Source organism: Candidatus Epulonipiscium viviparus (assembly GCF_030708075.1).
GTDB classification, from domain to species: Bacteria; Bacillota; Clostridia; order Lachnospirales; family Cellulosilyticaceae; genus Epulonipiscioides; species Epulonipiscioides viviparus.
Genome location: NZ_CP117982.1, coordinates 721,764 through 746,815, shown reverse-complemented (window position 1 = coordinate 746,815; position 25,052 = coordinate 721,764). Strand labels below are relative to the sequence as shown.

Sequence of the window (25,052 nt, the reverse complement as noted above, 5' to 3'; positions counted from 1 at the left end):
TTTTTCGTGACCGCCTTTTATCTTGTTTATACACACAGTATACTCTGTATACAGTATACATGTCAATAGTTTTTTGAAAAGTTTTTATTTTTTTCTCATATTTTTATAATTATTTTAGCTGATAATTTCCCTTTATTTTTTTTTTTGCAAGAGTTATATCTAAAATATGCAAAATTTTATGGTTTTTTTGTATCAAAGTTTGTGATCTTCATTGATTTTTTAAAAATACATTCTGAAAAGGAAAGTTTTTCCGCTTTAACTTGCAAGAGTTTCAAAATAAAAAACTTTATGCATATAGTATGTACAAGTTATCATAAAATTAATATAATAAATGTAAAAAAATAATTCTAAGTCATGTTTTAATAATAAAAAACGGAGGAACACATATGAAAAACATTTTGATTGGAATGATTTTAGGTGTCGCAAATGTCATCCCAGGAGTAAGCGCCGGAACTATGGCAGTTGTTTTTAAAATTTACGACCAACTTTTAGATTCTATCAGTATAGATCCAAAAAAGTTAAAGAAAAATGCCAACTTTCTTATCACACTTGGAATAGGAATTGTTGCTGGAATTTTGCTATTTAGCAAGATAATCACATTTTTATATGAAAATTATAATATACAAACTAACTTTGTTTTTATTGGTGTTATACTAGGAAGTATTCCCATGATTTACAAAAAAATTGTTAGCGAAAAGAAATTAGAAATGGGAGGCATTATACCTTTTGTAATTCCACTTATAATAATGCTATATATGGCCGCAACTGGAGAAGAAAGTAACACAGGAATTCTTATCGAAAATATTAACATAACTACTGCAATCTTATTCATTTTTGCAGGTGCTATCAGTGCCTTTACCATGATTATTCCCGGCATCAGCGGCTCTTTTATTCTACTCACCATCGGCTGCTACGAAACTATCATCGCTTCTATTTCCATTGTAACTAGCCTAGCTCTAGGTCTTTTACAAGGTACCGTAAGTTTTAGCAATATTTTAAGTTCTCATAATTTATGGATTCTTATATTATTTGGATTTGGAATGGTAATCGGATTGATTGGCGGAAGCTCTCTCGTACAAGCTCTTTTAAGCAATTATACTCAAGGCACATATCTCGTTATTTTAGGTTTGGTTGTTGGCTCCATTTTTACTATTTATCCCGGGCTTCCATTAAATTTTACCGGTATCAGTGCAATACTTTTTATGGTCGTCGCCTGCGTCGTTTCTTATATGTTTTCAGAAACCTAAAAATTTTTTTGAAAGTTTTTATATTATTTGTATATAATCTGAAAATGTTGTCCATACTCTAATTAACACCACAGAAATATGTTCTCACACTAGAAGTGCCATCACATTGCTGCTGACACTTTTGCATATTCTTTGTGGTGCTTTTATTATACTCATTTTTTTTATCCATTTCAATCCACCAATTAATGATTTATTGACAATTAATACCACTTTATATATAATCATATAGCAAATAATTAGAATAGGAGATTTTTATGAACAAAAAATTTAAATTATTTTCAACTTTAACAGCCATGATTATAACTTATGCTCCTACTTTTGGACTAGATCAAAAATATTTTGACAAATTAAATTCAGAAATCATAATTTCAGATGCAGATATAACTTGGAACCAATTTGCTGTTGGCAATGCAGGATACAGCGAATGCTTCTTTACCCATCCAACAGATCCCAACACAATTTTTAATTTTCCCGATATGGGTAACTCATATCGTTCTACTGATGGAGGCAAAAGTTTTCACACTATTTTAGACTCTGATGCGATAAACAAAACCATTCACACCAAAGTATATGGGCTAGATTTTTCTAGACAAAACGAAAGCTTCGGAATGAGCGCAAATGGTGGTGGAATTCGAATTACCAAAGACAAAGGTGCTACCTGGAGTGATCCCGTTTTGTTCGGAAACATGGAAACAATTACAGTAGATCCTAACAATGATGCCATCTGGTTTGCCGGCTCTGGAGATTTTGGCAATGACAAGAAAAACTATAGAACTGCATCTAACCCTCATGGAGTTAGCCCTTCTAATGCGGGCAAGCTATATAAAACAACTGACAGCGGAAAAACCTGGCACCGCCTCACCAATACAGGCATTCACCCTAAAGCCGAATTTGGCAAAATTTACATTTATCCTGAAGACTCTAACTTAATGATTACTACCACTACATATGGATTATATATCAGCAAAAATGCTGGAAACACTTGGAATAAAATCGAATCTATCGAGCCATCAAATATTAATATCAATGGCGACCTCGGTCTCGATCTAGAAGCACTTCACAATGAAACATTTAAACTCGTTACAGAAACCTTGATCCCTAATAACATCCCATTTCTTGGCAAGGTACTATAGCAAAATAATATACGACGCCAAAAGGGTTCACTCTTCTCTTACGAAAAATGAACCCTAAAATTTTATCTATATTTAAATACGATATTTTCAAATACGCTTGTTGCCAAAATTATTCTCCTGCTAATATCTTTTCTGCAGTCCAAAGCTTTATCGTCTCGTCTACTATCTCTTCCCAAGATTTGGTTCCCAAAGTATATTCTGTTAATTTTGCCCCAAATGCATCCTTAAAGTTTTGGCTCGGAAATGACTGAAATACCCATGGCACTGCTATTTCTCCCTTATCCATATGATCCAATATCGACTGCGCTAAAGGGTCTGATGGCTTCTCATTGTCAGTAAATGTATTAAATGGTGCTATATTACCCAACTTTTCCACCATAACGTTTTTTCCATTCTTCGAAGTTACCAGCCAATCCAAGAAATCTATCGTTGCTTGCTTATCTTCTTCTGTTGCGTTTACATTTACACACAGGTAGTTCTCATTGCCTATCACAAGCCCCTGGTTTTCTTCTCCTTCCAATCCTACATATATTGGCAAAAATTTTATATCATCTTCTTTTACTATATTTCCTCTAGCACCTTTAATCTGATTCCAAGCCCAATTTCCATTCTGCATCATCGCTACTTGCCCCAACGCAAATTCTGTTATCGAATCCAATACACTGCGATTTTTTGCCAGCCCCGGATCAGTAGTTGAATTATTTATGTATAAATCAAATATGTTCTTAAAATTTTCATTATACGTAAACTCTATAACATCACTATCCGTTATTCCTTTATCTTTAAATTCTGCATAAATTGGCATATTCAACAAGTGCGTTTGCCATCTCCAGTCTTCTCCAGGCAATAGCGATGTTACACTAAATACCCCTACTATTTCCAATTCCTCCGCATTCATCTGCATATCTTCTACCAACAGCTTTAACATTTCAAAACTCTTCACATCATCAATCGACTCAACCTTTGCTTGCGGTAGATCAAAATATTTATCCAAAATTTTCTCGTTATAAATAATGCCATATCCTTCTATCGTAAGAGGTATTCCATATACTTCTCCATCTTTACCATGTAGCGCCAGTTCTTTGTCTGTAAGCGCAGTATATATCGTTGTATCTCCCAAATCAACGCAATACTCTTGCCATTTTTTTAGCCCCATTGGCCCATTAACATGAAATAATGTCGGTGGGTTTTTAGTTTGCATTTCATCTTCTAATGTAAAATCATACTCGCCCCCCGCAGAGGTCACAATGTTTACTGGTACCCCTGTTTCATCAGTATATTCTCGCGCTATTTCCATCCAAGCCAGTTCCACCTCTGGCTTAAAGTTTAAATAATACACCTCTCCAATTGGCTCCTGTTTTCCACATCCTACCAATCCTACTGCACACAACGCTGCAATCATCCATTTCTTACTCATTCAATAATCCCCCCCACTTTTGTTAACTTGCGTTTTCAAAGTCTATTTTATATACCTCGTCTCCTATCGTATACGTGTAATGATAATAGCTTGGTATCTGAGTTGTAGTATTAGGATAGACAATTACCGCGCTAAAATTTGTACATCCCCCGGCTTCTCTAATCGCTTTCTCCATATCCGCTTGGGCCCCATATCTATTTACCTTGCTATCTTGCGGAGTAATATTATATGCGTTTGCCACTCCACCCAGCGAATCTGCAATGATGTGCCCTTCGTCCAACGTTGCGCTTTCTACTCCTGGTACTTTGGCTTCATCAGAGTAATACCTCCCGCTTTTTAAGACTGGTTCGTTTTTATCATCTTGCAAAATAATTTTTTCCGCAATGACATTAACCAACTGCCCGTATTCATTTGTAATCGCATAGTATTCTCTGTCCCCGTAGCCAATATCTACTACCACCATACTTTCTCTGTCTCCAGATAAGTCTCCACCATACACTTCTATCAGTTTATACTCTTTTAACAGTTGATCTACATCTGCCTTATCCCCAACTGCTGCGCCTCCTGCTGCTGCGCCTCCTGCTGCTGCACCTCCTGCTGCTGCGCCTCCTTTTGATACACTACTTTTTGCCACACTACTCGTTGCCGACTTCTGGGTCGTTTTCATCTCTACACTAGACGAACTTCCCCCAAAATCAAATCCCGGTATGTCGATATCAATATCAAAATAAGAAAATATTCCAATAATTAAGCCTACTACTCCTATTCCCGAAATTAAATAAATTTTTGTTCGATACCCATAATAAATTATCGCCAATACCACGGCTACGACCATTAACAAATCTACAAAATCCATGCTACCTCCTCCTTATATATTTTTTTTGGTAATATTATACTATTTTTAGGACTATCTGTCAATCTATTCCTTTTGATCTCAATATACTTTTTGCTTTACTACTCCCCTCTTGCGCCAACATCATATATACATCTATTGCCATCTTCTCGTTTTTTGCAATGCCAATTCCTTTTTCATAACATCTCGCCAATTTAAACATCGCTTTTATATGTCCCTGGTGCGCCGCTTTTTCATACCAGATAAATGCGTTATTATAATTTGCCGTACCTATTATTTCACTCTCCAAGTATTCTCCAACTATATATTCAGCTTCCACATGTCCTTGCTTTGCTGCGTTAAAGTAATAGTAAAATGCTTCCCTATGGCTAACCGCGACACCCAGCCCCTCTCTATAGCAATTTCCCAATTCTACCTGCGCTTCTGCATATCCTCGTCTTGCGGCCTTCATAAACCAGTCAATTGCTTTATCATAATTCTGCTCCAGCTGTAAACTTCTATTCAAAAAACATAATCCAATTTTATACTGAGCTGCTAGATTTCGTTGTAATGCCGAATTATAATACGTCTTAAATGCTAAGCTTTCATTTTTCTTCACGCCAATTCCTTTTTCATAGCATCTTGCCACATCATATCTCGCATCCCCGTCTCCCGCTTCTGCCAATTTTGTATATCGCTTAAACGCCTCCTCTTTATTAATTCGAACACCTTTGCCTATTTCAAAACACAGCGCCACTTCTCGCTGCGACACAATATGATTTTGATTCGCTGCCTTCAAATACCAATTAAACGCCTGCCCCAAGTTTTCTATCACGCCTTTGCCCTGCTCATAACACAAAGCCACGTTGTACTGCGCACTAGCGTCTCCTTGCTCGGCCGCTTTCAAATACCACTGAAATGCCTTCGCCAAATCGCTTTTCATTCCCATTTCATAACACTGAGCCACTTTCACTTGCTCATTAACTTTTCCTTCTTCTGCACTCATCAAATATACACTAAAATCCTCTAACGTAACTCCTTTTACCGCTTGCTGCACTTCTTCTTTAACCACTTCTCCAAATTTTGCATATGTAAAATATTCTATTGCACTTATCGCTTTCGTGGAATCCCACATATATTCCGATGTCAATCTATAAATTTGCGCTTCCACTTGAGCACTATCTTCTATTGATGTTACGTCTTCTATTACATTTGTTGCCACGTCACAATCTATCGCACGCATTAAAAGATTGTTTTCGAATTTATCCAGTCGCATATATGCCACCACATTTTTCAGCTTTTTCTTGTCTCTAAATATAGCCTCGCCTTGTTGCGTATAAATTTCTCTCAACATTTTTTTATTCTTCATTTCCTCTCCCTCTTTTCTATCCGATCTATCCGAAATCTAAAAGAGCTGTCCCTCATTATTCCAAGGCACAGCTTAATCAATTTTATTCTATTGCCTCTTCTGGTTTAAAAATCCATCTGTCATCTGCCTTATCTAAAATTGTCCCTCCTGCAGTCATTGTGACTAACGTTATTATTGCTGCCAACATCATCATAAAATCTATCAAATATACCATATCTGCCAGTATCAATATCCCGCTAAATGCAACACCAAAGTTAATCAACGTTACTCCCTTTGGTACAAAGCACATTATCGCATATTTTTTCTCACCCACTGTATATTTATCGCCTCTTAACACAAACATTGTTGCAACAGATTTTAGCCCCACCGATGCCACTATTACTATCAACAATACGATTATCAAACTCGGAGATGCAATGACCCCAAAATCCAAGTTTGCTCCCACGTTGATAAACACCACCGGCATTCCTATCACTGCAAATAACCAATTCGAGAATACTCCCAATTTCTCGGTTCCTCCCGTTTTGTCTTCTTTCACTATTGTTGCGCCCACGGCTGTAATAATCAAAATTCCAAACGATACAAAAACATCTCCTGCCACTGGGATCTGATACAATGCCACGATAATAGCAACTCCGACCAAACTCAATGTTGTTGCCACAATAGCAAAAATCTTTTCGCTCCCCGTTGACACAACTTTTACAAATAGTGGGCTAAATATTTTTACTAATACTCTGCCAATCACTACTCCAAACAAAATCATCAATATGCATGCAACAATAAAAATCCCAACTATTGCCGCATAAATCAACCAGTTCATCTCCATTCCCACCATTTGCTCAATATCTACTTTATTTGCAACAGCTGCAATAAGCGCAATTATTATCAGCGGAAATGGCGTAAAGTTATCCATCAACGACGCCCCTATCATTTGAGATGGTATATTATTTTTGTCTATGTAGCCTTTGCTCACTAAATTCAAGCTCGTCGGAACAATTATCGCGGGTGACGACATTGCCAAAATCGAACTAACTAATAGTGACTCAAAGAATGTTATCTCAAATCCCAACACTTCCGCTGCCAGTTTCGATACAACCATCAATATAAACGCCATCAGTATTGCTTCAAAATAAGCTGGTATAAATCCCAACGCAGCCATTGCCGAATTAGCCTCATCCTTCTTCGTTTTTTTCCTATTCATATTAAATCCCGAAGCTAAAAATAGCAACAACAATGCGTACGCACTATATGAGTTTGCGTTAGGAAATATCTCTTCCATCGATGTTCCAGCAAAATTAAATACGACGCACATCGCGATCCCTACTATCAGATACAATACAGGACGCGCTATCTTCACAAACTTTAACACATACTGCGCCGCATAATAAACTGCTATGCTCAAAATCAACAAATAGATAAAATCCATTTACTTACTCTCCTCTTTTATAAATTGTAACTCCTTCTTTTATTGTCTCTAGCACTACAGTTTTATCAATTACTGCCCTATCTATTTCCAAAATATTCTGGTCTATAATAACCAAATCTGCCAATTTTCCAACTTCGATACTTCCTTTAATATCCTCTTCAAAGTATTGGTACGCTCCGTTTATTGTCACCGCTCTTAATGCGTCCATCACAGAAATTCGCTGATTCTTTCCTAAAATTCTTCCAGATTCGGTCTCTCTATTGGTAGCAGTATGAATTGCTATCAACTGATTTGGCATCTTCACTGGCGGATCCTGGTGCAACGTAAAACATATTTCCCTATTCAACGCCCATCTCATTGGCGAAATATTTTGCGCTCTCTCTGGTCCAAACACTTTATCATGATGCAAATCTCCCCAATACCTTACGTGATCATTAAAGAATGATAGCACCGCTCCCAACTTTTTCGCTCTATCTAACTGATCTTCTCTTATACACTGGCAATGAACCATCACTGGTCTCAATTTTGCCGTACTTCCTGTTATTGCTAATGCTTTCTCGTAGCAATTCAAAAATTGATCAGCTGCCGCATCGCCATTCACATGCGCATTTACTTGCAAATTCGAGTTGATACATTCTACAAAATAATCCGTTACTGCCTCATCTGTCTGCGTTCCATACCCGCAATAATATTTGTTCTCTCCTTTTGGAGGCACATGATACGGCTCTGTTAGCCAAGCAGTAAATCCCTGAGGCGACCCGTCTAACCAAGTTTTTGCTCCTCCCAATCGATAGTGATTATGATAGCTGCGTTTTGGTGTGCCTTCATCTTTCATCAAATTTTTGGTCGATGGTTGCGTCGCCAATCCCACAATATCAATTTTTAAAAGTCCTTGATTTGCGCAGGCACTCAAAATATCATTATAATGATTCGCTTCATTTACAGAGGCATCCTGAGTTGTTGTAATTCCTAATGCTGCATACAAATCTTGAGCTTTCATCATGGCCTTTACAATTTCCTCAAAACCCGGACTTTTAATCAGGCTTGCCTTTTCTGGTGCCAATATTGCATTTTCTTCTAAAACCCCATTAGGCTCCTTGCTTTGTGGATCAACTGTGCGCACCACGCCGCCCTCTGGAACTTCATAATCATCTCCTACATATCCCAAAAGCTCAAGCGCCTTCGAATTTACTGCCGCCAAATGTCCCGAAGCATGAGATACGCTAATCGGTATTTCCGTACTAATCATATCTAAATCAAATTTAGTTGGATGCTCACTTCCCTCAAACTTGTTGTTATCATATCCAAAGCCAATCAACCACAAGTCTCCTTCTGGTGGGTTATTCTTTAGCGAGTCTGCCATAACTTCAACAAGCTCATCTTTCGATGCCACATCTTCTAGCGCTACAATCATCAGCGTCTGTGCCACGGCAACTATATGCCCATGGGGATCGATCAAACCCGGAATCATGGTTTTTCCTTCCAAATCCACTTTTTCGCAATCGCCGGCTATCTCCATCAATTCGACGCTTGTTCCAACAGCAGCGATTTTTCCACCTTTGATCCACACAGCTTCTGCTATTATGCCGTTAACATCCATCGTAATAATTTGGCCGTTAAAAAATAATTTGGCATCGTCATCTGTGTCCCCTATTGTTGCAACAACTTGACCTCGAGGATCGATCAGCCCTGTCGCCATCGCACTGCCGCCTAAATCGATTTTTTCACAATCTCCGGCTATCTCCATCAGCTCCTCTGTCGTTCCAGTCGCTACAACTTTCCCGTTCTCAATCAAGATTGCTTCCACTATCGAGTTGTTGATATCCATCGTGCTAATTTGGCCATTGAAAAATAGTTTCGTCTTCTTCGCATTTCTTACTACTCCGCCAGTCGCCATTGCCGACGTCATCGCTTCCATTATCTCTACATCATCAGCAAGCTTAGCTGCCTCTAGAAGCTCTTCCATCATTTCTGTAGCCTCGGCCATCTCTTCCATCATTTCTGCGATCTCTGGCACTGACTCCGCCATCTCTGCCAATTCACTGTCATCTATATCAGCGACAGCTTCTTCCATTGCTTGCATGTCATCGGCATCGGCAGCGTTATCAGTTTCCATTGCATCTAACATTGCTTGCATCATCTGCTCGCCAGCGTTATCAGCTTCCATTGCATCTAACATTGCTTGCATGTCATCTGCATCCAGCGTTATCAGTTTCCATTGCATCTAACATTGCTTGCATGTCATCTGCATCGCCAGCGTTATCAGTTTCCATTGCATCTAACATTGCTTGCATGTCATCTGCATCGCCAGCGTTATCATTTTCCATTGCATCTAACATTGCTTGCATGTCATCGGCATCGCCAGCGTTATCAGTTTCCATTGCATCTAACATTGCTTGCATGTCATCGGCATCGCCAGCGTTATCAGTTTCCATTGCATCTAACATTGCTTGCATCGTCATCTGCTCCGCCAGCGTTATCAGTTTCCATTGCATCTAACATTGCTTGCATGTCATCGGCATCGCCAGCGTTATCAGTTTCCATTGCATCTAACATTGCTTGCATGTCATCTGCATCGCCAGCGTTATCAGTTTCCATTGCATCTAACATTGCTTGCATCGTCATCGGCATCGCCAGCGTTATCAGTTTCCATTGCATCTAACATTGCTTGCATGTCATCGGCATCGCCAGCGTTATCAGTTTCCATTGCATCTAACATTGCTTGCATGTCATCGGCATCGCCAGCGTTATCAGTTTCCATTGCATCTAACATTGCTTGCATCTCGTCATCAGCATCGCCAGCGTTATCATTTTCCATTGCATCTAACATTGCTTGCATCTCGTCATCAGCATCGCCAGCGTTATCAGTTTCCATTGCATCTAACATTGCTTGCATCGTCATCTGCATCGCCAGCGTTATCAGTTTCCATTGCATCTAACATTGCTTGCATGTCATCGGCATCGCCAGCGTTATCAGTTTCCATTGCATCTAACATTGCTTGCATGTCATCTGCATCGCCAGCGTTATCAGTTTCCATTGCATCTAACATTGCTTGCATGTCATCTGCTCCGCCAGCGTTATCAGTTTCCATTGCATCTAACATTGCTTGCATGTCGTCATCTGCTCCGCCAGCGTTATCAGTTTCCATTGCATCTAACATTGCTTGCATCTCGTCATCTGCTCCGCCAGCGTTATCAGTTTCCATTGCAGCTAACATTGCTTGCATCTCGTCATCTGCTCCGCCAGCGTTATCAGCTTCCATTGCATCTAACATTGCTTGCATCTGTCATCGGCATCGCCAGCGTTATCAGCTTCCATTGCATCTAACATTGCTTGCATGTCATCGGCATCGCCAGCGTTATCAGTTTCCATTGTATCTAACATTGCTTGCATGTCATCGGCATCGGCAGCGTTATCAGCTTCCATTGCATCTAACATTGCTTGCATGTCATCGGCATCGCAGCGTTATCATTCCATTGTATCTAACATTGCTTGTGTTTCGTCATCGGCATCGTCGGCATTATTAAATTCCATTGTATCTAACATTGCTTGTGTTTCGTCGTCGGCATCGTCGTTTAATTCTAGCATTTCCTCTATTGCCTCTTCTACATCGTCGGCCTCTTCTTCCATTGCTTTTAGCAGTTCTTGCATCGCAGCATCATCGTCGTCATCAGCAACATTAGCCATTGCTTGTGTTTCGTCATCGGCACCTTCGGCAACATTAGCCATTGCTTGTGTTTCGTCATCGGCAATATTAGTTTCTATCATTGCTTGTGTTTCGTCATCAATAGCATCTACGCTTGTCTCAGCGTTTTCTCTCAGTTCCTCCATTACTTCATTGGCAGCCTTTTCTACCATCTCTTCAAAGGTTCCTTTTGGATCTCCCGCCATTTCAGCGGCTTTGCGCAAAGCTTTTTTCTTCTTCGTTTTTTCCACTATTACAGCAAGTATATTTGCACACACAATAGCAAATATAGCAATACCCGCAATCAGTAATACCATGTTTTGACTATCTGACATTTTTTTCTTCCTTTCAATAAATATATTAACAAGACTATATAAGCTGTCACAAATAAATATATTATTGTTTATCCATAAATATCACTATAATATCAAATCATGTGGTCCAAATTTTTGCATTGCTAGATATTTTCGCAATCTATCTGCGTCGAAAACCTTGTCTAAAATGTCTTTGAGTATTGCGTTGTCTAGAAAAATTCTTTTTCCTTAATTTATTATTTGAGTTATGCTGCTCATTTAATCTTTTTTGAATTTCGTTAAATTTTATAAACAAATCTAATTCGCATTGATTTTTTATCACAATTGTTTTGCTTCCATATTTATTTTTAACCGCCAAAAAAAAGTTTTTATGGCGCTTCGTTCGACCCTCATATAATAGCCAACGAATAAACTCGGCGTCCATTTTTTCGTTGCAGCCTTCAGAAAGATCCGGTCTCGTGCTGCCTCTGTATTGCTGGTATCTTTTCAGGCAGCGTATAAAGCAATCGATTCTATTAAAATCTAGCAGCAAAATATAATCGGCTTGTTTAAGACGTTCTTTGATATAATATTTTTTATATGTGCCATCTATAATCCAATCTGGCTTATTCATAAACTCTTTTAGCATATATTTCGATTCGTCTTCACCACGTATTTCCCAGTTACCTACCATATGCACACTATCTAAATGCATAGCAGGAATGCCATATATCTCTCCTAGCTTTCGTGCCAAACTAGATTTACCGCTTCCGCTATAACCAATAATTGCTATTTTCATATATTTCCTCCTTTTCACTTACTATTTCCCAATAATAAAAAATTAAAACATATAATATTAGCATCGTTTAATCAAATTCATAATATAAATTATATATAGACAAGTTGAAAGACAGACTATGGAGGTGTAGATTGGATTTTCGATTATTATGTGAAGATTTTATTTTAAATTGGGATACTATTGGAGAAGTCTTTGGAGGTGCAGGTTTTTATGTGTATCCGATGTGTTCTTATCTTTTTCTAGAAAAGAACCAAATGCCCGATACTCAAAAATTACTAGACTGTATAGAACTTTTTGATCAAAATTCACATTTATTTACAGATTCTTTATCAGAGCATATAAGACCTGTAATTGTGTGCCTATTAGCTACTTGCGAAGACCCTAAACAAACTTTGAACGATTCGCTAAAGTTTTACCAAGAGTTCTGCAAGCATTTTCCTAAATCAGACTATCTCATATTTGGATCTATGATTATGTCTCATTTCGTTACAAGCACCAACTTTGCCACTACTGCAAAACAAACTAAAGATCTTTATGTCCTTATGGAAACAGCACACAGACTTTTAACGTCTCAAGAAGATATTGTATTCGCTATGATGATGACACTGTCTTCAAAATCTAATGTTAAGCTGATACTTGATGCCGACTCTTGCTATAAAGTTCTCAAAAAAAAATTCTCCGCCAACGGAGAAGTGCAATCACTAAGTCACGTTTTAGCCTTATATAATTGGGTAAATAAAGGTGAACGAGTAATTAACTTGCATCGTCTTCTTGCTTCCAAAAAATATAACTATGGTGTCGATCATGAACTGCCGGTGTTGGGAGTTGTTGCGATGATTAATACTACATTAGGCGAACTTACAGATAACATTATTCTTGTAGATCAAACATTGAAGCGCCTTAAAAATTATGGAGCGACAGCATCTGGAAAAAAACGCAGATTAACTCACGCGGCAATGCTTGTATCTTGTATATATTCTAGCTCTACGGATAATATGTTAATTGCAGCTCTAGCCGCGACCCATGTATCTTTGGTTGCCGCCGTGGCCGGAAATAACTAAAACTTATAAAACTTATTGGGGACTATTTTAGTCCCCTTATTTTTTGGCCAAAAATTAATATTAAACCGTGTATTGTTTTGCCATTTATTGGTTAAACTTTTACTAGACCGAAATTTGGTTAATTAGGATACTCAGGAGGCTCGAATGTTAACTAAAAAATATGAACAAGCATACAAAACATACACCGACAAAGACAAATCTGCTATGATGGATTATTCAGAACGATATCGACAATTTATTTCAAAAAACAAAACTGAACGAGAATGTGTCGAAAGCTTTATTAATTTGGCGCAATTACAAGGATATCGCGATCTAAAGCCTCTAATAGAAAACAAAACGCATCTCAAGCCTGGTGACAAAGTATATGCAAATTATATGAACAAAGCTCTATTGTTATTCTGCATAGGAACTCAAAACATTGAAAACGGAATGAATCTACTTGGAGCGCATTTAGACTCACCTCGCCTTGATTTAAAACCTAATCCATTATATCAAGACTCAGATTTTGCTATGCTTAAGACGCATTATTATGGTGGCGTCAAAAAGTATCAGTGGGTAAGCTTACCTTTAGCCATGCATGGCGTGGTTGCTAAAAAAGACGGATCTGTTGTTAAAATAGTTCTTGGAGAAGACGAAAGCGATCCTGTTCTTGGAATATCAGACCTCCTCATTCACCTTTCAGCTGATCAGATGGAGAAAAAGCTAAAAGAGGCTATTGGTGGCGAGGACCTAAATGTTTGTGCGGGAGTATTTCCAGTTGATAGCACCGACGAAAAATTGAAAGATAAAGTTACAAAAAATGTATTGCAAATATTAAATTCCAAATATGACATTAAAGAAGAAGATTTATTTTCATCAGAAATTCAGATTGTGCCCGCCGGAAACGCTCGCGATTATGGCATCGACCGCAGTATGATCCTTGGATACGGTCAGGACGATCGAGTTTGTGGGTATGCCTCTTTTGAAGCGCTCATAGAAGTGGAAAATCCTGCCATTACAACTTGTTGCATACTCGTTGATAAAGAAGAAATTGGTAGTTATGGTGCTTCTGGAATGCAATCTCAATTTTTTGAAAACACTGTTGCCGAGATTTTAGAATTAACAGATGGTTTTTCTGATATCAAACTTCGACGCACGCTTGCTAATTCCAGAATGCTTTCATCTGACGTTACTGCGGGCTATGATCCTAATTTTCCATCGGTTCTAGAAAAAAACAATGCGGCTTACTTTGGCAAAGGCGTTGTATTTATGAAGTACACAGGCTCACGCGGAAAATCTGGCTCCAACGAAGCAAACGCCGAATACGTCGCGCAGCTTCGACGCATAATGGACGAAAACAACGTCACTTGGCAAACTGGCGAGCTGGGCAAAATCGATCAAGGCGGTGGCGGAACCATTGCTCACATTCTTGCTAAATACGGAATGGATGTAATAGATTGTGGCGTACCTGTTCACACAATGCACGGACCTTGGGAAGTAACTTGCAAAATAGATTTATACGAAATGAAAAAAGCTTATGTAGCATTTCTTAAAGATTCAAATTAAGGAGATAATTAAATGGCAAACCCGATAGTAAAAATGACAATGATAGATGGACAATCAATTAGAATGGAACTTTTTCCAGAAGTTGCACCCATAACTGTTGCAAACTTTTTAGAATTAGTTAATGATCAATTTTATGATGGTCTAAGCTTTCACAGAATAATTCCAGGATTTATGATTCAAGGCGGAGATCCCGAAGGCTCCGGAATGGGCGGATCAGACAAAAACATCAAAGGCGAGTTTCAGTCTAATGGCGTTCAAAACAATCTAAGCCACACCCGTGGTGCGGTTTCTATGGCACGCTCAAACAATCCAAACTCAGCGAGCTCACAATTTTTTATCGTTCACGAAAATTCTGATTTCTTAGATGGAAACTACGCCGTGTTTGGAAACGTTATCGAAGGGCTAGATACTGTTGATAGTATTGCCGAGGAAAAAACCGACGCTAACGACAGACCTCTTGAACCTGTTATTATAGAAACTATTATTGAGGAAAAATAATATTCAAAACCAAAAATTTACAAGATGATAAAAAGATTGCAATATAGTCTTGTCATTTCTCAGATTATATGTTATAGTTAGCACGCAAATTACAAAAATCGCACGCATGCATAACTTGGTGGAATATTTTAATATTTCTTAGCATGCGGAGGTATAACCTAAGGAGGATAAAAATGAGCGTTATTTCAATGAAACAATTATTAGAAGCTGGTGTACACTTTGGTCACCAAACCAGAAGATGGAATCCTAAAATGAAGGAGTATATCTTTACAGAAAGAAATGGTATTTATATTATAGACCTTCAAAAAACTGCAAAGAAAATGGACGAAGCTTTTTATGCCATGAAAGATATTGCTGCTGACGGAGGCAAAGTTCTTTTTGTGGGTACCAAAAAACAAGCCCAAGACTCAATTAAAGCAGAAGCCCTACGCTGCGGAATGTATTATATCAACCACAGATGGTTAGGCGGAATGCTTACTAATTTCCAAACTATTAGAAGTAGAGTAGATCGTCTCAAAAAGCTAGAACTAATGCAAGAAGATGGCACTTTTGACCTTCTTCCAAAAAAAGAAGTTATCGAGCTAAAAAAAGAAATGATCAAACTTGAAAACAATCTTGGTGGAATTAAAGAGATGAAAGGCGTTCCTGATGCGATCTTTATAATCGATCCTAGAAAAGAAGCCATCGCTATTCAGGAAGCGCACATTCTTGGAATCCCAGTATTCTCTATTGTAGACACAAACTGCGACCCAGATGAAATTGATTTTCCGATTCCTGGTAATGATGACGCCATTAGAGCAGTAAAACTTATTACTGCCAAACTTGCTGATGCAATTATAGAATCAAATCAAGGCGAGATTTTTGACGCTGGTGACGAACCTATCCAACCAGTCGTAGAAGAAACATTGACATTTGAAAATTCAGTTAGCGTGGAGGAATAATTAATATGGCGATAACAGCTGCAATGGTAAAAGAATTACGCGAGATAACAGGCGCCGGAATGCTTGATTGCAAAAACGTTTTGGTTGAAGTTAATGGAGATATTACAAAAGCAATAGATGTATTACGCGAAAAAGGACTTGCGAAAGCTGCTAAAAAATCTGGCAGAATCGCTGCGGAAGGACTTGTTATGCAAATGGTTTCAGCAGATAACAAAACTGCGGCCTTAATAGAAGTCAACTCCGAAACAGACTTTGTTGCGAAGAACGAAAAATTTGTAACCTTCGTTAAAGACCTTGCCAAAGTTGTTTTAGACACACAAGTTAGAACAGTCGAAGCTCTAAAAGCTCTTCCTTATCCTGGAGAAGCCGACAAAACTGTAGATCAAGTTTTAACAGAAAATATTGCAACAATCGGAGAAAACTTATCTATCCGCAGAATTGCAATTATGGGTACCACAGGAACAATAGCATCATATACTCATGGCGGCGGAAAAATCGTTGTTTTAGTAGATGTTGATAACACAGATACAAAAGCCGAAGAGGTAGGCAAAAACGTTGCGATGCAAATTGCGGCATTAAATCCTGAATATATCTCTATGAGCGACGTATCAGACGAAACAAAATCTAAAGAACGCGAAATTTTATTAGTTCAAGCTATGAATGAAAACCAAGAATTACCAGAGGGCAAACGCAAACCCGAAAAAATCATTGCGGGTATAGTAGAAGGTCGTTTAAACAAAAATCTAAAAAGCTTCTGTTTATTGGAGCAAGACTATGTGAAAGACCCTAGCCTCACTGTTGCAAAATATGTAAAAGAAGAGCTTGGCTCAGATAAAGTTATAAAATCTTTCATTCGTTTTGAAACTGGCGAAGGCTTAGAAAAGAAAGATGAAAATTTCGCTGAAGAAGTTGCTAAGCAATTACAAAACTAGTTTAAGAAAATAGGGGATTGGCGTCCTCTATTTTTTTTAGAATATAGAATTATATGCTAGCATAATGTATTAATGGCATAAATATCTGATAGATAGTCTACAATAAATATAATGGGGTGAAACATGCAATATAGTAATATTTTGGTTAAGTTGAGCGGCGAAGCACTCGCTGGAGATAAAAGCCTTGGCTTTGATAATGAAATTATTTCTGGAGTTATAAAGCAACTTACAACTCTAGTAAATGACGGTTTTCTCGTTAGCGTTGTTATTGGCGGCGGAAATTTTTGGCGAGGGCGCACTTCTGGAGATATGGACAGAACAACAGCAGATCAAATAGGAATGCTCGCAACAGTTATGAACGCATTATATGTGTCAGATTTTACCAAAACATATAATGTCCAAAGCGTAGTAATGACACCATTTCCCGTTGGCACTATGACCGAGGTTTTTAACAAAGACAAAGCAATAGACTACTTAAAGTCCGGAAAAATCGTCTTCTTTGCGGGAGGCACAGGGCATCCATATTTTTCGACCGACTCTGGCGCTGCGCTCAAAGGATGTGAAATTGGAGCCGATGTCTTACTTTTTGCCAAAAACATCGATGGGGTCTATGATAGCGATCCTCGCACCAACAAAGACGCCATAAAGTTTGAGAAAATTTCTTGCGAGACTATACTCGAAAAAGATCTCAAACCCGTTGATCTATCTTGTGTTGTTTTATGTAAAGATAACAAATTACCGATTATTGTCTTTGATTTAAATGCAGAAAATGGAATAATAAAAGTCGCAAATGGTGAAAATATAGGTACAAAGATTATAGTATAAATAAGGAGCAAATATTTATGAAAAAGTTTGAAGACAAAATGGAAAAATCAATTTTATCGTTAAAGGAGGACTTTAATACAATTAGAGCCGGGCGCGCAAACCCTAATGTTCTCGACAAAATTGTAGTAGACTACTATGGCACCCTAACTCCTATCAAACAAGTTGGCAACATCGTGGTTCCCGAAGCAAGAATTCTTCAGATTCAACCTTGGGATAGCTCTTTACTAAAGGGTATCGAAAAAGCTATTAATGAATCTGATATTGGCATAAATCCTTCTAATGACGGCAAAGTCATTAGATTAGTCTTCCCAGAACTTACCCAAGAACGACGAAAAGAACTTACAAAAGAGATCAAGAAAAAGGGAGAAAATGCCAAAGTTGCCATTAGAAACATCAGACGCGAGGCCATGGATTCTTTCAAAAAACAACAAAAGGCCAACGAAATAACCGAAGACGAGCAAACAACAAACGAAAACAGTGTCCAAAAACTTACAGACAAGTTTGTTGCAGAAATTGATAAATTAATCGAGCAAAAAAGTTCTGAAGTTTTATCAGTATAGTTTTATAGGAGGTTTTTTATGAATGATGTGCCGAAACATGTGGCATTTATTATGGACGGAAATGGTCGATGGGCTAAGTCAAAAAAATTGCCAAGAAGTGCTGGACATAAAAAAGGTAGTGAAACGCTACGAGATATTGTAGAGTACGCAGCAACACTAAAGATAAAGTATATAACTGCATATACTTTTTCAACAGAAAATTGGAGTAGGCCTAAAGAAGAGGTATCTGCAATCATGGCTCTTCTCGAAGACTATCTCGACGACGCTCTCAAAAAATCCAAAAAACGCGATATCAAAATAAGAGTTATCGGCAAACTAGAAGGGCTCTCAGATAGCATTATTCACAAAATTAAAAAACTCGAATTGATAACAAAAGATAAGCCAGGGCTTTGTGTAATTTTTGCTATTAACTATGGTGGCCGAGATGAAATTGTTCGTGCTACTAAAATAATTGCAGAAAAATTTAAACAGGGTACAATTACCGAAATTACTGAAGAAGTATTCGCACAGTTTTTGGATACCGGAAACGTACCCGATCCAGATTTTTTAATTAGAACCAGCGGTGAGCTTAGAACCAGTAATTTCTTGCCTTGGCAACTTGCATATAGTGAATTTTATTTTACAGATAAACATTGGCCCGATTTTAGCAAAGAAGATTTTGATCTTGCACTTTTGGAATATGCAAATCGAAAAAGAAGATTTGGAAAAACGGTTTAGAGAGAAGGGATATTATATGCTTGTTCGAACATTAACTGGATTGATAGGAGTTCCTTTAGTTTTATGGATTGTGATAAGTGGAAGTTTGGTTATGCAGATAAGTGGAGTTGTGCTTGGTGCGATTGCTATAATGGAATATTTTAGGGCTATTTCTCTTGTGTATAAGCCAATAAAAGTATTAGGGTTCCTTTTGGTTGTAGGATTCTTTGCCTTTTTACCTTTTTGCATGGAATATTACTCCATGTATATATCCCTTGTCTTATTGCTACCATTAATATGTGGTGTACTTACTTATCCCAAATATACAATTACCGACATTGCGGCTACAATTTTTGGAGTTATCTACATCGGTCTATTGTTTGGATTAATTGTCAGCATTAGAAATTTTGACAACGGATTATTTTGGGTTATTTTATTATTTGTTTGTACTTGGGGGAGCGATACTTGTGCGTATTTCGTTGGAAGAGCATTTGGCAAAGTTAAGCTTGCTCCCGAGCTTAGCCCCAAAAAAACAGTAGAAGGATCCATTGGCGGAGTTGTTGGAGCCAGTATTTTTGCACTTATCTACTGCTTAGTCATGATTAAGCTAGGCTATGTTTCATTTACAGTTGTTCAAATTTTTATAATTGTGTTAGTGGCCTGCTTTGCGGCGGTTCTATCACAAATCGGAGACTTGGCGGCATCTAGCATCAAGCGAAACGTCGGAGCCAAAGACTTTGGAAAAATTTTTCCGGGCCATGGCGGGGTGTTAGATCGATTTGATAGCGTCCTTCTAACTACACCTTTTATATTTGTAATTAGCTATTTATTTAATACTCCATAAAATATAAGGAGACAGATAATGAAAAAAATTGCTATATTAGGTTCAACAGGATCTATCGGAACGCAATCTCTCGATGTAATTCGAAATATGGAAAACGTAACCATTACAGGTCTCTCTTGTAACAAAGAAATCGATCTATTAGAACAACAAATTGATGAGTTTTCTCCCGAGATCGTTTGCGTTATAGATACTCAACAAGCGGCAAAGCTCCGAGAGCGCCTAAAAGCAAAACATTCTACAACGCAAGTGGTCAGCGGCATCTTTGGTCTAACATCTATCGCCAAATCTGGAGAAGATCTTTTGATAACAGCAGTAGTGGGTATAGCAGGTCTTGTGCCCACTCTCGCTGCAATAGAAGCCGGCATCGATATCGCTCTTGCCAACAAAGAAACGCTCGTATGCGCCGGAGAGCTGGTAATGGAGCGTGCAAAAATAAAAGGAGTACAAATTATTCCTGTAGACAGTGAACACTGCGCGATATTTGAATGTTTACAAGCAGGCACAAAATCAGAAGTTAGTAAGCTAATTTTAACGGCTTCTGGTGGGCCATTTCGCGATTACGCTGCCCCCGATCTAGCAAATGTTACAGTAGAGCAAGCCTTGAAGCACCCAAACTGGACCATGGGCAAAAAAATTACTATCGACAGCGCCACTCTAATGAACAAGGGTCTCGAAGTTATAGAGGCAAGATTTTTATTTGATATCAGCCCCGAAAATATAGATGTTGTTGTTCACAAAGAAAGCATCATCCATTCTATGGTAGAATTTGTGGACAAGTCGATAATAGCGCAATTGGGTGTTCCAGATATGAGGCATCCCATTAGTTATGCCATAAATTACCCTAATCGCGTCGATACCAACTTGGTTCAATCTTTAGATTTCAAGCAAGCATTTACTTTGCATTTTAGCAGTCCAAACACAGCGCTATTTCCTTGCTTAGACCTAGCATTCGAAGCGCTAAAAGCCGGCGGCACTGCTCCACTCGTATTAAACGGAGCCAATGAAATTGCAGTTGAGTTATTTTTACAAAACAAAATTAGATTTTTAGATATTCCAAAGCTTATTCATAAAACATTGGATAAGCACATAATTATTAATAGTCCAACATTAGACGAGATATTGGATATAGATAAATGGGCAAGAGCTCAATGTTATGAAGGGGTGAGATAGTTGGTTTATGTTATAATTTTCGTTATAATTTTCGCAACGATTGTAGTAGTACATGAATGGGGGCACTTCATTGCTGCTAAAAAATGTGGTGTTGCGGTAAATGAGTTTGCAATTGGAATGGGGCCCAAACTTTGGAGTACCAAAAAAGAAGAAACGCTGTACACAATTCGATTATTGCCGATCGGCGGCTATTGTGCCATGGAAGGGGAGAACGAACAATCCAATAATCCCATGTCGCTAATGAGTAAATCACCTTTACAAAGAATGTTAATTTTCGTTGCAGGCGCTTTTATGAACGTCATTTTGACCTGGGTCCTTATGTTGGTGGTTTTGGGATATAATGGATATAATTCAAATGTTATAGCCAACGTTATTCCAGACTCTCCTATCGCATTAGCAGGAGTTCAGGCAGACGATACCATCATTGCCATCGACGGCGTCCCCGTTACAACTCAAACTGAAATTATGGAAATTTCCTCAAACGGCAACGCTAGTTACAATATGACAATCCAAGATCCTTCTGGTACCATCAGAAATGTCATTGTTACTCCACAAATAGATGCGAATGGCAATAGAATTTTTGGTTTTTATTCCAAAAGCGCGCGCTATGGCTTTTTTGAAACTATCTGGCAAAGTTTTTTAGAGACCGGCTGGATGCTAGTTGAAGTACTCCAAGGATTTTGGATGCTTATCTCAGGATCTCTTTCGGTAAAAGAAATGGCAGGTATCGTTGGAGTTGCTCAACTTACAACCCAAGTTTGGGATGCCTCGATCCAAGAAAGCGTTATGTACGCTATTATGAATATGGCTAGAATTGCAGCAATCCTTTCAGCCAACCTAGCTGTCCTCAACCTTTTGCCGTTTCCGGCTCTCGATGGCGGACGAATCTTTTTTACACTCATCGAAATAGTTCGTGGCAAACCTCTCAATCAAGAGAAGGAAGCAATGTTCCACTTTGCTGGCTTTATACTACTGATGATCTTAATGGTTGTAGTATTATATAACGATATTATCAGATTAATCGCATAAGCCACAATTTCACAGGTCTTTGTAATAGCAGAACATACTGCCGTTGCAAAGATTTTTTTAAATTTACTCAATAAGGAGATCAATTTTATGACCAAAACTATCAAAGTAAAAGACGTTTATATCGGAGGCAACCATCCTATCAGTATTCAATCGATGTGTAACACCAAAACACACGACATCCCCGCAACAATCGACCAAATCCAGGAACTTACAGCCGCTGGGTGCGAAATAATTCGTGTTGCAGTACCCGATCAAGCTGCAGCCAATGCGCTATCGCAAATCATCCCAGCAGTTGAGATCCCCGTTGTTGCCGATATTCATTTTGATTACCGCCTTGCGCTATCTGCAATAGAAAACGGGGTACACAAGCTGAGACTCAATCCAGGAAATATTAGTAATCCTCAAAACGTTACCGCGGTCGTCAAGAAGGCTCAAAATTATTCTATACCCATCAGAATTGGCATCAACTCTGGCTCTATCGAAAAAAATCTACTTAAGCAATACGGCGTTTCACCAACGGCCATGGTTCTCAGTGCCAAAAATCATATTGATTTACTCGAATCTCTCGACTTTACCGACATCTGCGTTTCTCTCAAAGCTTCCAATGTTCCCCTAAGTATAGCAGCATACGAGCTATTCTCCAAACAATACAACTATCCTCTACACCTAGGAATCACAGAAGCCGGCACACTCTACAACGGCACCGTCAAATCTGCTATAGGCATCGGCGCCCTGCTCTCACGTGGCATCGGCAATACCATCAGAGTCTCACTTTCCGACGACCCCATACAAGAAATAAAGTGCGCAAAGGCCATACTCCAATCTCTAAACCTCCGTAAGTTTGGGGTCGAAATCATCTCTTGCCCCACTTGCGGCCGTACACAATTTGATCTAATCAAACTTGTTCATAAAGTAGAAGCATACACGCAAAATTTTTCTGCAGATCTAAAAGTAGCCGTAATGGGTTGTATTGTCAACGGACCTGGTGAAGCGCGCGAGGCAGACATCGGCATTGCGGGAGGAAACGGCTCTGGAATTATTTTTAAAAAGGGTCAAATCATCCGCAAAGTACCCGAAGACGAGCTATTCACTACTTTTTGCAAAGAGTTCCAAAGTTTACTATAGGCCCTCCGGCACTTCATCAGCTGCAATCCATTTTGTAAACCTATAATTATATTTACTGTCATTGGCAGATTTTTCTATTGTTTCTACACACACAAATTTGTTGCGATACTCCGGAAATGCAGCATCTCCATCAATGTTGACATCCACTTCTGTTATATACAGCTCCTCTGCATATGGCATAAATAGCTCATAAATTTGACCTCCACCTATTACAAACGCATCTTCTTCTCTTGCAATGATCAGGGCTTCCGCAAAGTTTGTCACCACCTCGACACCTGCTATTTTCAAATCCGTATTTGTAGTCAACACTATATTTCGGCGATTTGGCAGCGGGCGCCCTATACTGTTAAAGGTTTTACGTCCCATTATCACAGTCTTGGCGGTAGTCATCTTTCTGAAGTAGTTCATATCTTCTTTTATATTCCAAGGCAGCTCATTTGCTATTCCTATTTGTCCATTTTTCGATACAGCAACTATCATCTTTATCACACTGCCACCTCAGCTTTGATCGCTTTATGCGGATTGTAATCTAGCAACTCAAAATCTTCATATCTAAAGTCAAAAATTGAATCCACTTTGCGCAATATTCGAATTTTGGGCAGTGATTTAGGCTCTCGCTTTAGCATCAACTTTACTTGCTGCAAATGGTTTGTATAAATGTGAGCATCCCCTATAGTATGGACAAAATCTCCCACCTCTAAATCGGTTACAGCTGCTATCATGTGCACTAATAAAGAATAAGACGCAATGTTAAATGGCACCCCCAAAAACGTATCTGCCGAACGCTGGTACATCTGGCACGACAGTTTTCCTTCTGCAACATAAAATTGAAAAAACATATGGCATGGCGGAAGCGCCATCTTTTCTATCTCTGGGACATTCCAAGCAGTTACAATCAACCTTCTAGAATCAGGATTAGACTTAATTTCTTCTATTACATGTGCAATCTGATCAACTCCCGAAAAGCTTCTCCATTGCGCTCCATAAACTGGGCCCAAATCTCCGTTTTCATCCGCCCATTCATCCCAAATATGAACATTTTTATCCACAAGATATTTTATATTTGTATCTCCACTCAAAAACCATAGCAATTCATGTGCAATCCCCTTAAAGTAAGTCCGCTTTAAAGTCACCAACGGAAATCCCTCTGCTAAATTAAAGCGCATCTGATATCCAAATGTACTGATCGTCCCTACACCTGTTCTATCTTCCTTATAAACTCCGTTATCCATAATATACTGAACCAAATCTTTATATTGCTTCAAAAATACACCTCACCTCATTAGTTATATATATAAGTATTCCCACTATCAATATGCAATTATAACTGTACTCATAAAATTTTTTTTTACTTACTTGCAATAACCATCAAATTTAACATAAATCTTTTTTCAAAACTATTAAAATTAGATTAATTTATTATTGTCAAGGTTTTACGAGCAATAATATAGTTTGTATATATTACATGCAAATTACAAAATATTCCTGTTTGTTGACTTTTAATCATAATTAGAATATACTTCCATGTATAGTTAGGTATAATTTTTTTTCTGCCTACTACATATAAATATAAAAGCCAAACAAAGCTAAAAGTGATTGCAATACATAAACGCATTGACAGCTT

The 25,052-nt window shown here is 38.3% G+C and carries 28 protein-coding genes; 14 read left to right on the top strand and 14 right to left on the bottom strand.

Annotation, left to right across the window (positions count from 1 at the left end; all coding sequences use genetic code 11):
* Positions 1–386: 386 nt before the first annotated feature.
* Together PCY70_RS02735 and PCY70_RS02730 are read left to right on the top strand one after the other, a co-directional pair.
* Entirely contained in the window at positions 387–1,247 is an 861-nt protein-coding gene (locus PCY70_RS02735; protein ID WP_305768358.1) for a DUF368 domain-containing protein, read from the top strand.
* A 254-nt stretch (positions 1,248–1,501) separates the two neighbouring features.
* Complete coding sequence (locus PCY70_RS02730) at positions 1,502–2,380, top strand: WD40/YVTN/BNR-like repeat-containing protein (RefSeq protein ID WP_305768357.1); 879 nt, start codon at positions 1,502–1,504, stop codon at positions 2,378–2,380.
* 109 nt (positions 2,381–2,489) lie between these two features.
* Here the strand turns inward: PCY70_RS02730 and PCY70_RS02725 are convergent, their stop codons facing one another.
* From PCY70_RS02725 to PCY70_RS02670, 12 genes are all read right to left on the bottom strand, one after another.
* A complete protein-coding gene (locus tag PCY70_RS02725) occupies positions 2,490–3,797 on the bottom strand; it encodes an ABC transporter substrate-binding protein (protein WP_305768356.1) in 1,308 nt (435 codons plus the stop codon).
* A gap of 22 nt (positions 3,798–3,819) precedes the next feature.
* A complete protein-coding gene (locus PCY70_RS02720) occupies positions 3,820–4,653 on the bottom strand; it encodes a DNA/RNA non-specific endonuclease (protein ID WP_305768355.1) in 834 nt (277 codons plus the stop codon).
* 58 nt (positions 4,654–4,711) lie between these two features.
* Entirely contained in the window at positions 4,712–5,998 is a 1,287-nt protein-coding gene (locus tag PCY70_RS02715) for a tetratricopeptide repeat protein (RefSeq protein WP_305768354.1), read from the bottom strand.
* 82 nt (positions 5,999–6,080) lie between these two features.
* The gene (locus tag PCY70_RS02710) at positions 6,081–7,424 is read right to left on the bottom strand and encodes a cation:proton antiporter domain-containing protein (protein WP_305768353.1); all 1,344 of its coding nucleotides are present in this window, start codon (positions 7,422–7,424) and stop codon (positions 6,081–6,083) included.
* Between the two features lie 4 nt (positions 7,425–7,428).
* Positions 7,429–9,648 (bottom strand): amidohydrolase, encoded by a 2,220-nt coding sequence (locus PCY70_RS02705; RefSeq protein WP_305768352.1) that lies wholly within the window; start codon positions 9,646–9,648, stop codon positions 7,429–7,431.
* Positions 9,614–9,880 (bottom strand): hypothetical protein, encoded by a 267-nt coding sequence (locus PCY70_RS02700; RefSeq protein WP_305768351.1) that lies wholly within the window; start codon positions 9,878–9,880, stop codon positions 9,614–9,616. The genes PCY70_RS02705 and PCY70_RS02700 overlap by 35 nt, the downstream gene beginning before the upstream one ends.
* A complete protein-coding gene (locus PCY70_RS02695) occupies positions 9,849–10,034 on the bottom strand; it encodes a hypothetical protein (RefSeq protein ID WP_305768350.1) in 186 nt (61 codons plus the stop codon). Before PCY70_RS02695 ends, PCY70_RS02700 begins: the two co-directional genes overlap by 32 nt.
* Complete coding sequence (locus PCY70_RS02690; protein WP_305768349.1) at positions 10,012–10,320, bottom strand: hypothetical protein; 309 nt, start codon at positions 10,318–10,320, stop codon at positions 10,012–10,014. Before PCY70_RS02690 ends, PCY70_RS02695 begins: the two co-directional genes overlap by 23 nt.
* On the bottom strand, positions 10,289–10,699 hold the full coding sequence (locus PCY70_RS02685; RefSeq protein ID WP_305768348.1) for a hypothetical protein: 411 nt from the start codon (positions 10,697–10,699) through the stop codon (positions 10,289–10,291). The genes PCY70_RS02690 and PCY70_RS02685 overlap by 32 nt, the downstream gene beginning before the upstream one ends.
* Positions 10,693–10,872: a hypothetical protein gene (locus tag PCY70_RS02680; protein ID WP_305768347.1), complete on the bottom strand. Its 180-nt coding sequence runs from the start codon at positions 10,870–10,872 to the stop codon at positions 10,693–10,695. The genes PCY70_RS02685 and PCY70_RS02680 overlap by 7 nt, the downstream gene beginning before the upstream one ends.
* Positions 10,873–10,893: 21 nt before the next feature.
* Entirely contained in the window at positions 10,894–11,445 is a 552-nt protein-coding gene (locus PCY70_RS02675) for a hypothetical protein (RefSeq protein WP_305768346.1), read from the bottom strand.
* Positions 11,446–11,584: 139 nt separating this feature from the next.
* Positions 11,585–12,202 (bottom strand): P-loop NTPase family protein, encoded by a 618-nt coding sequence (locus PCY70_RS02670; protein WP_305768345.1) that lies wholly within the window; start codon positions 12,200–12,202, stop codon positions 11,585–11,587.
* Between the two features lie 131 nt (positions 12,203–12,333).
* Here PCY70_RS02670 and PCY70_RS02665 point away from each other — a divergent pair, with 131 nt between their 5' ends.
* From PCY70_RS02665 to ispG, 12 genes are all read left to right on the top strand, one after another.
* The gene (locus PCY70_RS02665; protein WP_305768344.1) at positions 12,334–13,263 is read left to right on the top strand and encodes a DUF4003 family protein; all 930 of its coding nucleotides are present in this window, start codon (positions 12,334–12,336) and stop codon (positions 13,261–13,263) included.
* 144 nt (positions 13,264–13,407) lie between these two features.
* Positions 13,408–14,808 (top strand): aminopeptidase, encoded by a 1,401-nt coding sequence (locus PCY70_RS02660; protein WP_305768343.1) that lies wholly within the window; start codon positions 13,408–13,410, stop codon positions 14,806–14,808.
* Positions 14,809–14,820: 12 nt separating this feature from the next.
* Positions 14,821–15,306 (top strand): peptidylprolyl isomerase, encoded by a 486-nt coding sequence (locus PCY70_RS02655; RefSeq protein ID WP_305768342.1) that lies wholly within the window; start codon positions 14,821–14,823, stop codon positions 15,304–15,306.
* 173 nt (positions 15,307–15,479) lie between these two features.
* Positions 15,480–16,247 (top strand): 30S ribosomal protein S2, encoded by a 768-nt coding sequence (rpsB, locus tag PCY70_RS02650; RefSeq protein WP_010168611.1) that lies wholly within the window; start codon positions 15,480–15,482, stop codon positions 16,245–16,247.
* 5 nt (positions 16,248–16,252) lie between these two features.
* Entirely contained in the window at positions 16,253–17,179 is a 927-nt protein-coding gene (tsf, locus tag PCY70_RS02645) for a translation elongation factor Ts (protein ID WP_010168609.1), read from the top strand.
* A 123-nt stretch (positions 17,180–17,302) separates the two neighbouring features.
* Complete coding sequence (gene pyrH, locus PCY70_RS02640) at positions 17,303–18,004, top strand: UMP kinase (protein ID WP_010168607.1); 702 nt, start codon at positions 17,303–17,305, stop codon at positions 18,002–18,004.
* Between the two features lie 17 nt (positions 18,005–18,021).
* Complete coding sequence (frr, locus tag PCY70_RS02635) at positions 18,022–18,564, top strand: ribosome recycling factor (RefSeq protein ID WP_010168605.1); 543 nt, start codon at positions 18,022–18,024, stop codon at positions 18,562–18,564.
* Positions 18,565–18,582: 18 nt separating this feature from the next.
* Positions 18,583–19,281: an isoprenyl transferase gene (locus PCY70_RS02630; protein WP_305768341.1), complete on the top strand. Its 699-nt coding sequence runs from the start codon at positions 18,583–18,585 to the stop codon at positions 19,279–19,281.
* Entirely contained in the window at positions 19,229–20,104 is an 876-nt protein-coding gene (locus tag PCY70_RS02625; RefSeq protein ID WP_305768340.1) for a phosphatidate cytidylyltransferase, read from the top strand. The genes PCY70_RS02630 and PCY70_RS02625 overlap by 53 nt, the downstream gene beginning before the upstream one ends.
* A gap of 18 nt (positions 20,105–20,122) precedes the next feature.
* Complete coding sequence (locus PCY70_RS02620) at positions 20,123–21,274, top strand: 1-deoxy-D-xylulose-5-phosphate reductoisomerase (RefSeq protein ID WP_330697039.1); 1,152 nt, start codon at positions 20,123–20,125, stop codon at positions 21,272–21,274.
* Complete coding sequence (locus PCY70_RS02615; protein WP_010168597.1) at positions 21,275–22,303, top strand: M50 family metallopeptidase; 1,029 nt, start codon at positions 21,275–21,277, stop codon at positions 22,301–22,303. It abuts the gene before it with no gap.
* Between the two features lie 87 nt (positions 22,304–22,390).
* Positions 22,391–23,428 (top strand): flavodoxin-dependent (E)-4-hydroxy-3-methylbut-2-enyl-diphosphate synthase, encoded by a 1,038-nt coding sequence (ispG, locus tag PCY70_RS02610; protein ID WP_305768339.1) that lies wholly within the window; start codon positions 22,391–22,393, stop codon positions 23,426–23,428.
* On the opposite strand, the gene PCY70_RS02605 is transcribed toward ispG, so the two are convergent.
* Positions 23,423–23,908: a dihydrofolate reductase gene (locus PCY70_RS02605; protein ID WP_305768938.1), complete on the bottom strand. Its 486-nt coding sequence runs from the start codon at positions 23,906–23,908 to the stop codon at positions 23,423–23,425. The two genes, ispG and PCY70_RS02605, sit on opposite strands and share 6 nt — an antisense overlap.
* A gap of 5 nt (positions 23,909–23,913) precedes the next feature.
* Positions 23,914–24,693: a thymidylate synthase gene (locus PCY70_RS02600; protein ID WP_305768338.1), complete on the bottom strand. Its 780-nt coding sequence runs from the start codon at positions 24,691–24,693 to the stop codon at positions 23,914–23,916.
* Positions 24,694–25,052 lie beyond the last annotated feature (359 nt).

Coding starts and splice junctions, on each gene's coding strand:
- PCY70_RS02735 (WP_305768358.1), top strand. CDS start 387: ATGAAAAACATTTTGATTGGAATGATTTTAGGTGTCGCAAATGTCATC.
- PCY70_RS02730 (WP_305768357.1), top strand. CDS start 1,502: ATGAACAAAAAATTTAAATTATTTTCAACTTTAACAGCCATGATTATA.
- PCY70_RS02725 (WP_305768356.1), bottom strand. CDS start 3,797: ATGAGTAAGAAATGGATGATTGCAGCGTTGTGTGCAGTAGGATTGGTA.
- PCY70_RS02720 (WP_305768355.1), bottom strand. CDS start 4,653: ATGGATTTTGTAGATTTGTTAATGGTCGTAGCCGTGGTATTGGCGATA.
- PCY70_RS02715 (WP_305768354.1), bottom strand. CDS start 5,998: ATGAAGAATAAAAAAATGTTGAGAGAAATTTATACGCAACAAGGCGAG.
- PCY70_RS02710 (WP_305768353.1), bottom strand. CDS start 7,424: ATGGATTTTATCTATTTGTTGATTTTGAGCATAGCAGTTTATTATGCG.
- PCY70_RS02705 (WP_305768352.1), bottom strand. CDS start 9,648: ATGCAATGGAAACTGATAACGCTGGATGCAGATGACATGCAAGCAATG.
- PCY70_RS02700 (WP_305768351.1), bottom strand. CDS start 9,880: ATGCAAGCAATGTTAGATGCAATGGAAACTGATAACGCTGGCGATGCC.
- PCY70_RS02695 (WP_305768350.1), bottom strand. CDS start 10,034: ATGTTAGATGCAATGGAAACTGATAACGCTGGCGATGCAGATGACATG.
- PCY70_RS02690 (WP_305768349.1), bottom strand. CDS start 10,320: ATGCAAGCAATGTTAGATGCAATGGAAACTGATAACGCTGGCGATGCT.
- PCY70_RS02685 (WP_305768348.1), bottom strand. CDS start 10,699: ATGTTAGATGCAATGGAAGCTGATAACGCTGGCGGAGCAGATGACGAG.
- PCY70_RS02680 (WP_305768347.1), bottom strand. CDS start 10,872: ATGCAAGCAATGTTAGATGCAATGGAAGCTGATAACGCTGCCGATGCC.
- PCY70_RS02675 (WP_305768346.1), bottom strand. CDS start 11,445: ATGTCAGATAGTCAAAACATGGTATTACTGATTGCGGGTATTGCTATA.
- PCY70_RS02670 (WP_305768345.1), bottom strand. CDS start 12,202: ATGAAAATAGCAATTATTGGTTATAGCGGAAGCGGTAAATCTAGTTTG.
- PCY70_RS02660 (WP_305768343.1), top strand. CDS start 13,408: ATGTTAACTAAAAAATATGAACAAGCATACAAAACATACACCGACAAA.
- PCY70_RS02655 (WP_305768342.1), top strand. CDS start 14,821: ATGGCAAACCCGATAGTAAAAATGACAATGATAGATGGACAATCAATT.
- rpsB (WP_010168611.1), top strand. CDS start 15,480: ATGAGCGTTATTTCAATGAAACAATTATTAGAAGCTGGTGTACACTTT.
- tsf (WP_010168609.1), top strand. CDS start 16,253: ATGGCGATAACAGCTGCAATGGTAAAAGAATTACGCGAGATAACAGGC.
- pyrH (WP_010168607.1), top strand. CDS start 17,303: ATGCAATATAGTAATATTTTGGTTAAGTTGAGCGGCGAAGCACTCGCT.
- frr (WP_010168605.1), top strand. CDS start 18,022: ATGAAAAAGTTTGAAGACAAAATGGAAAAATCAATTTTATCGTTAAAG.
- PCY70_RS02630 (WP_305768341.1), top strand. CDS start 18,583: ATGAATGATGTGCCGAAACATGTGGCATTTATTATGGACGGAAATGGT.
- PCY70_RS02620 (WP_330697039.1), top strand. CDS start 20,123: ATGAAAAAAATTGCTATATTAGGTTCAACAGGATCTATCGGAACGCAA.
- ispG (WP_305768339.1), top strand. CDS start 22,391: ATGACCAAAACTATCAAAGTAAAAGACGTTTATATCGGAGGCAACCAT.
- PCY70_RS02605 (WP_305768938.1), bottom strand. CDS start 23,908: ATGATAGTTGCTGTATCGAAAAATGGACAAATAGGAATAGCAAATGAG.